Consider the following 6192-nt stretch of genomic DNA (forward strand, 5'->3'; position numbering starts at 1 on the left):
GGCCTCGGCCGTTTCGCCGGCCGCGAGCTGACGCTGAGCACTGAGGTCTACGCCTCCGCGTCTGCGACCAACCACCGTAACCGGGCCATCGCGAACGTGCTGGCCAGCAGGGGCCGGATCCGCTGGTCACGAGTCCTTCCATAGGTCGCCGATCGCCCTGGAGAGCAGTCCGGCTACATCGCCAAGACGGTGAGTGCCCCCGGACACGACTGCCGTACCGTCGACCCACACCGAGTCGATGTCGGCCGCGGTGGCGGCGAGCAGGATCTGGGCCGGGTCCGCGCCGGCGGTGCGGACGGTGTCGGAGCGTACGCATACCAGGTCAGCCCGCATACCCGGCGCGATGGCTCCGGCGTCCGTCCAGCCCAGCGAGCCGTGTGCCGTGGCCGCCTCCAGCAGCTCGTCCGGCCGGAACCTCCCACGCTGCAGCGAAGCCATCCGCTCGCCGGACTCAAGCGCCCGCGCCTCACCGATAAGGTCCACGACCGCGTTCTGGTCGCTGCCCAGCGAAAGCCGGGCGCCAGCGTCCGCCAGCGCGCGGGCGGGACCGATGCCGTCGGCGAGGTCCTGCTCGGTGGTCGGGCAGAAGCAGGCGGTCACCTGGGCATCGCCGAGGGTCCGGATGTCGCGCCCGGACAGATGTGTCGCGTGCACGACCGTGGTGCGCGGCGTGAGCGCACCGCTCTCGTCGAGCAGTGCGGTGGGGGTCCGGCCGTAGTACGCCTGGGTGGAGCGGTTCTCGGCCGGTTGCTCGGACAGGTGAATGTGCAGCGGACGGCCTGCGCTCGCCGCGACGGCCAGGGCGAGGTCATCCGATGCGACGGCCCGGACCGAATGGATGGCCGCGCCGACCACCGTGCCGGGCCCGGCATCGATATCGCCGACGCGCGACGCCCAGGCTTCAACGGTTTTGTCGCTGAAGCGGAGCTGGAGCTCGTCCAGCGGGAGGTGACCCGAGGCGTCGAGTCCGCCCTCCAGGTAGCAGGTGTCGAGCAGGGTGAGCCGGATGCCGGCGTCGGCGGCGGCTTGCTGCAGCGCATGGCCCATCGCGTTCGGGTCGCTATAAGGCCGGCCGCCCGGCGCATGATGGACGTAGTGGAACTCGCCCACCGTGGTGATGCCGGCCAGGGCCATCTCCGCGTACACCGCCCGGGCCAGGGCGAGGTAGTTGTCCGGGTCGAGCCGCGATGCCAGCGAGTACATGGCTTCGCGCCAGGTCCAGAAGGTGCCGCCGCCGTCGTGCGTGCGGCCGCGTAGCGCCCGGTGGAACGCGTGGCTGTGCGCGTTCGCGAAACCGGGCAGGACCACGCCGCGCAGCTGCGTCACGCCCGGCCACGCACTGGCGTCCGGTGTCACCGACGTGAACCTGCCGTCGGCAACCTCGATGAGGACGTCCCGCGCTGGTCCTGACGGCAGCAGGGCGTGGCTCGCGAACAGCGTCGTCATGCGGTCTGCCCCGCGACCAGGTCGGTCACCACCGCGGTCAGCGCTTGCACACCGCGCAGGCAGTCATCCCGCTCCGCGAACTCGGCGGGGGAGTGCGAGATCCCGGTCGGGTTGCGGACGAACAGCATCGCGGTGGCCACGCCGGCCTGCGCGAGCACGCCCGCGTCGTGCCCGGCGCCGCTGGCCAGCCGCGGTGCGTCATCGAGTACCGCCGCGCACCGGTCACTCAGGGCGGCGTCGAACGGGGTAGCCGGAGTCCAGGACTCCTCGTGGACCTCGCGGCCCTGCGACAGCTCGGCGACGAGGGCACCGACCGCGTCGGCGTCAGCGCCGCGCGCGTCCAGCCAGCCCCGCACCCGCGACGGGATCGCGTTGATGCCGTTGGGCTCGACGACGACCTTGCCGCAGGTAGCCACGATGCCGTATTTGCCGGCGAGTTCCCGCGCCTGCAAGACGGCGGCGGCGTAGTCGAGCATCGGGTCGTGACGGTCCTCCAGGCGGGTAGTGCCCGCATGGTTGGCCTCGCCGGCGAACTCCATCCGCCAGCGCCCGTGCGGCCAGATGCCGGTGCCGACGGCGACGGGCCGGCCGAGGTCGATCAGCCCGCGGCCCTGCTCGACGTGCAGTTCCACGAAGCACCCGATGCGGCGCAGCGTCTCCTCGTCGCGCCCGACGTGCGCGGTGTCGTGCCCGCCCGCCGCCATCGCCTCGGCCATGGACGTCCCGTCACCGTCGCGCAGCCCCAGGGCGCGATCCCGCGGCAGAGAGCCGGTCACCATCCGCGATCCCGCGCAGGCGACGCCGAATCGCGCGCCTTCCTCGTCGCCGAAGTTCACCACCCCGACCGGCCGCGACGGCGTCAGTCCGGCCGCGCGCAGCGCATCGATCGTGAGCAGCCCGCTCACCACCCCGAGCGGCCCGTCGAAGGCGCCGCCGTCCGGCACGGAGTCCAGGTGCGAACCGACGACGACACCCGGGCCGGACGCGTCCGGGTTGCCCCACCACGCCCACTGGTTGCCGGCCCGGTCGGTCACGAGATCGAGGCCCCGCGCCGCCGCCTCGCCGGCGAACCACTCGCGCAGCGTCGCGTCGGCCGGCGTCCAGGCGTAGCGGCGGTACCCGCCGGTCGACCCTGCGCGGCCGACCGGGGCGAGGTCGTCCCATAGCCGGTCAAACACGGGCCGGTCGAACGTCATGAGCGTCCCATCGGCACGCTGACCCCGCCCTCGGGGTACGCCCGCAGGGGGGCGTCGTCGGGCGCGTCGCCGGAGTCGATGTGCCGGATGACGCCCATGCCGGGGTCGTTGGTGAGCACCCGCTCGATCTTGGCCGCGGCGAGCGGCGTGCCGTCGGCGACGGTGACCTGGCCGGCGTGGATCGACCGGCCGATCCCCACGCCGCCGCCGTGGTGGATCGACACCCACGAGGCACCCGACGCGGTGTTGACGAGCGCGTTGAGCAGCGGCCAGTCGGCGATCGCGTCGGACCCGTCGGCCATGGCCTCGGTCTCGCGGTACGGCGACGCGACCGAGCCGCAGTCGAGGTGGTCACGGCCGATGACGACCGGTGCGCTGAGCTCGCCGGCGGCCACCATCTCATTGAACCGAACGCCCGCCTTGTCACGCTCGCCGTACCCGAGCCAGCAGATGCGGGCGGGCAGGCCCTGGAACGCGACGCGCTCCTGAGCGGCGTTGATCCACTTGTGCAGCCGCGCGTTGTCCGGGAACAGGTCCAGCACGGCCCGGTCGGTGGCGTAGATGTCCTTCGGGTCACCCGACAGCGCGGCCCACCGGAACGGCCCCTTGCCCTGCGTGAACAGCGGGCGGATGTAGGCGGGCACGAAGCCGGGGAACGCGAACGCCCGGTCGAAGCCCCCGCGGCGCGCCTCGTCGCGGATGGAATTGCCGTAGTCGAACACCTCGGCCCCGGCGTCCTGGAAACCGACCATCGCCTCGACGTGCCTGGCCATCGAGACCCGGGCGCGGTCGGTGAACTCCTCGGGCTTCTTGCTCGCGTAGTCGTCCCAGTCGCCCAGGTCCACGCCCTCGGGCAGGTAGGACAGCGGGTCGTGGGCCGACGTCTGGTCGGTGACGATGTCGACCTGCACGCCGCGGCGCAGCAGTTCCGGCAGCACAGTGGCGCAGTTGCCGGTCAGGCCGACGGACAGCGCGCGCCGTTCGGCCTTGGCGCGCTCGCACCGGGCGATCGCGTCGTCGAGCCCGCTGGCTACCTCGTCCAGGTAGCGGTGCTCAACGCGGCGGTGCAGGCGCGCGGGGTCGACGTCGACCACCAGGCAGACGCCGTCGTTCAGCGTCACCGCCAGCGGCTGTGCGCCGCCCATGCCGCCGCAGCCGCCGGTGACGGTGAGCGTGCCGGCCAGGGTTCCGCCGAAGCGCTTCTCGGCGACGGCGGCGAACGTCTCGTAGGTGCCCTGCAGGATGCCCTGGGTGCCGATGTAGATCCACGAGCCCGCGGTCATCTGGCCGTACATCATCAGGCCGAGCTGCTCCAGGCGGCGGAACTCGGGCCAGGTGGCCCAGTCGCCGACGAGGTTGGAGTTGGCGATCAGCACGCGCGGGGCCCACTCGTGGGTGCGCATGACGCCGACCGGCTTGCCGGACTGCACGAGCATCGTCTCGTCCTCGCGCAGTTCGGTGAGCGTGCGGACGATCGCGTCGTAGCTGGCCCAGCTGCGGGCAGCGCGGCCGGTGCCGCCGTAGACGACGAGGTCGTCAGGACGTTCGGCCACCTCGGGATCGAGGTTGTTCATGAGCATCCGCATCGGGGCTTCGGTCTGCCAGGAGCGTGCGGTGAGCGTGGTGCCGCGCGGAGCGCGGACGGGGCGGGCGCCTTCCATGTCGGGTTCTCCTCCGTGTCTAACAAGCTCGGTGTGGCGGTGGGGTCAGGTCAGTTAAGGGGGCCGCAGACGGCCTCGGCGGCCGCGACGAGACGCCCGGACCGGACGAGCTCCACGGTGGCCGCGATGTCGGGGGCCAGGTAGCGGTCGGGGCCAGGCCCGGCGACCTGCTCGCGCAGGGCGTCGCGGGCGGCGGCCGTTGCCGGGGCCGGGGTGAGCGGCGAGCGCAGGTCGAGAGCGCGGGCGGCGGTGAGGATCTCGATCGCCAGCACCTGGGTCAGCGCGTCGACGGCGCGGCGCAGCTTGCGGGCGGCCGACCAGCCCATCGAGACGTGGTCCTCCTGCATCGCGCTGGACGGGATCGAGTCGACGGACGCCGGCACGGCCAGGCGCTTCAGTTCCGAGACCTGAGCGGCCTGGGTGTACTGGGCGATCATGTAGCCGGAGTCGACGCCCGGGTCGTCGGCCAGGAACGGCGGCAGGCCGTGGTTGCGGGCCTTGTCGAGGAAGCGGTCGGTGCGCCGCTCGGCGATCGAGGCGAGGTCGGCCGCGACCACGGCGAGGAAGTCGAGCACGTAGCCGACCGGCGCGCCGTGGAAGTTGCCGTTGCTCTCGACCCGGCCGTCGAGCGTGACGACGGGGTTGTCGACGGCGCTGGCGAGCTCGCGGTCGCGCACCAGGCGGGCGTGAGCGAGCGTGTCGCGGCCGGCCCCGTGCACCTGTGGTGAGCAGCGCAGCGAGTAGGCGTCCTGCACGCGGGTGCAGTCCCCGGTGCGGTGGCTGGCCATGATGGCGGAGCCGGCGAGCAGGGCGCGCAGGTTGGCGGCACTGTCGGCCTGGCCGGGGTGCGGGCGCAGCGCCTGCAGGTCCGCGGCGAACACCGCGTCGGTCCCGAGCTGGGCCTCGACGCTCATGGCGGCGGCGAGGTCAGCCGTGCGGAACAGCAGCGCGAGGTCGTGGGTGGCGAGCGTCAGCATGCCGAGCATGCCGTCGACGCCGTTGGTCAGGGCCAGGCCCTCCTTCTCGCGCAGCACGACCGGCGTGATGCCGGCCGCGGCGAGCGCATCGGCCGCGGGCAGCACCTCGTCGCCAACCCGCACGGTGCCCTCACCCATCGCGGCGAGTGCACAGTGGGCCAGGGGAGCGAGGTCACCCGAGCAGCCCAGTGACCCGAACTCGTACACGACCGGCGTGATGCCCGCGTTGAGCATCGCCGCGTAGGTCTCGGCGGTCTCCAGGCGCACGCCGGTGCGGCCAGTGGCCAGCGTCGACAGGCGGAGCAGCATCAGCGCGCGGACGACCTCGCGCTCGACCTCCGGGCCGGAGCCCGCCGCGTGCGAGCGGATGAGGCTGCGCTGCAGGGCCACGCGGTCGGCCGGTGCGATCTGCTTGGTGGCCAGGGCGCCGAACCCGGTGGAGATGCCGTAATGCGGCTCAGGGTCGCCGGCCAGCGCCTCGATGATGTCCCGGCTCGCGCCGATCGCCTTGCGGGCCTCTTCGCTCAGCCGCACCCGCGCGTCATGACGCGCGACGGCGAGCACCTGCTGTTCGGTCAGCGCCTCGACGCCGATTGCGATCTCGTTCATAAGTCCATAATGAGGTGCGGGCCGCCGTTTGTGACCTCCTCCGCAGCCGACACTGTCTGGGATTACAGATTCATGCGTGACCCAGCCGCCGGCTGATCTCAGCGGCGGTCTTGGCCACCCGTGCGGCCAGGCGCTCCCGCTCCGTCGCGTCGGCTTCCGCGCTCGGGAACGTCACGGCCACGGCGGCGACCGGGTAGCCGGTGCGGTCGCTGGCGGCCACCGCGACCGAAGCGACATCGGGTGTCACCTCGCCGTCCTCGGACGCGAATCCCCGCCGGCGGGTCTCAACCAGGAGCGGCCAGA

Annotated in this window: 5 protein-coding genes; all 5 read right to left on the reverse strand. The window is 72.7% G+C overall.

All coding sequences use genetic code 11. From position 1 onward, the window contains the following. Positions 1-126 precede the first annotated feature (126 nt). Positions 127-1446, reverse strand: a complete 1320-nt coding sequence (locus VH969_RS13695; RefSeq protein ID WP_331974107.1) for a formimidoylglutamate deiminase — start codon at positions 1444-1446, stop codon at positions 127-129. Next, positions 1443-2624 (reverse strand): allantoate amidohydrolase, encoded by a 1182-nt coding sequence (locus VH969_RS13700; RefSeq protein WP_331974108.1) that lies wholly within the window; start codon positions 2622-2624, stop codon positions 1443-1445. The genes VH969_RS13695 and VH969_RS13700 overlap by 4 nt, the downstream gene beginning before the upstream one ends. 14 nt (positions 2625-2638) lie before the next feature. Continuing rightward, positions 2639-4303, reverse strand: a complete 1665-nt coding sequence (gene hutU, locus VH969_RS13705) for a urocanate hydratase (RefSeq protein ID WP_331974109.1) — start codon at positions 4301-4303, stop codon at positions 2639-2641. Positions 4304-4353: 50 nt separating this feature from the next. Continuing rightward, a complete protein-coding gene (gene hutH / locus VH969_RS13710; protein WP_331974110.1) occupies positions 4354-5889 on the reverse strand; it encodes a histidine ammonia-lyase in 1536 nt (511 codons plus the stop codon). A gap of 70 nt (positions 5890-5959) precedes the next feature. Next, a partial coding sequence (locus VH969_RS13715; RefSeq protein ID WP_331974111.1) for an IclR family transcriptional regulator domain-containing protein occupies positions 5960-6192 on the reverse strand: 233 nt, incomplete at its 5' end.

Source organism: Actinophytocola sp. (genome assembly GCF_036555685.1).
GTDB lineage: Bacteria > Actinomycetota > Actinomycetes > Mycobacteriales > Pseudonocardiaceae > Actinophytocola.

Coding starts and splice junctions, on each gene's coding strand:
- VH969_RS13695 (WP_331974107.1), bottom strand. CDS start 1,446: ATGACGACGCTGTTCGCGAGCCACGCCCTGCTGCCGTCAGGACCAGCG.
- hutH (WP_331974110.1), bottom strand. CDS start 5,889: ATGAACGAGATCGCAATCGGCGTCGAGGCGCTGACCGAACAGCAGGTG.
- hutU (WP_331974109.1), bottom strand. CDS start 4,303: ATGGAAGGCGCCCGCCCCGTCCGCGCTCCGCGCGGCACCACGCTCACC.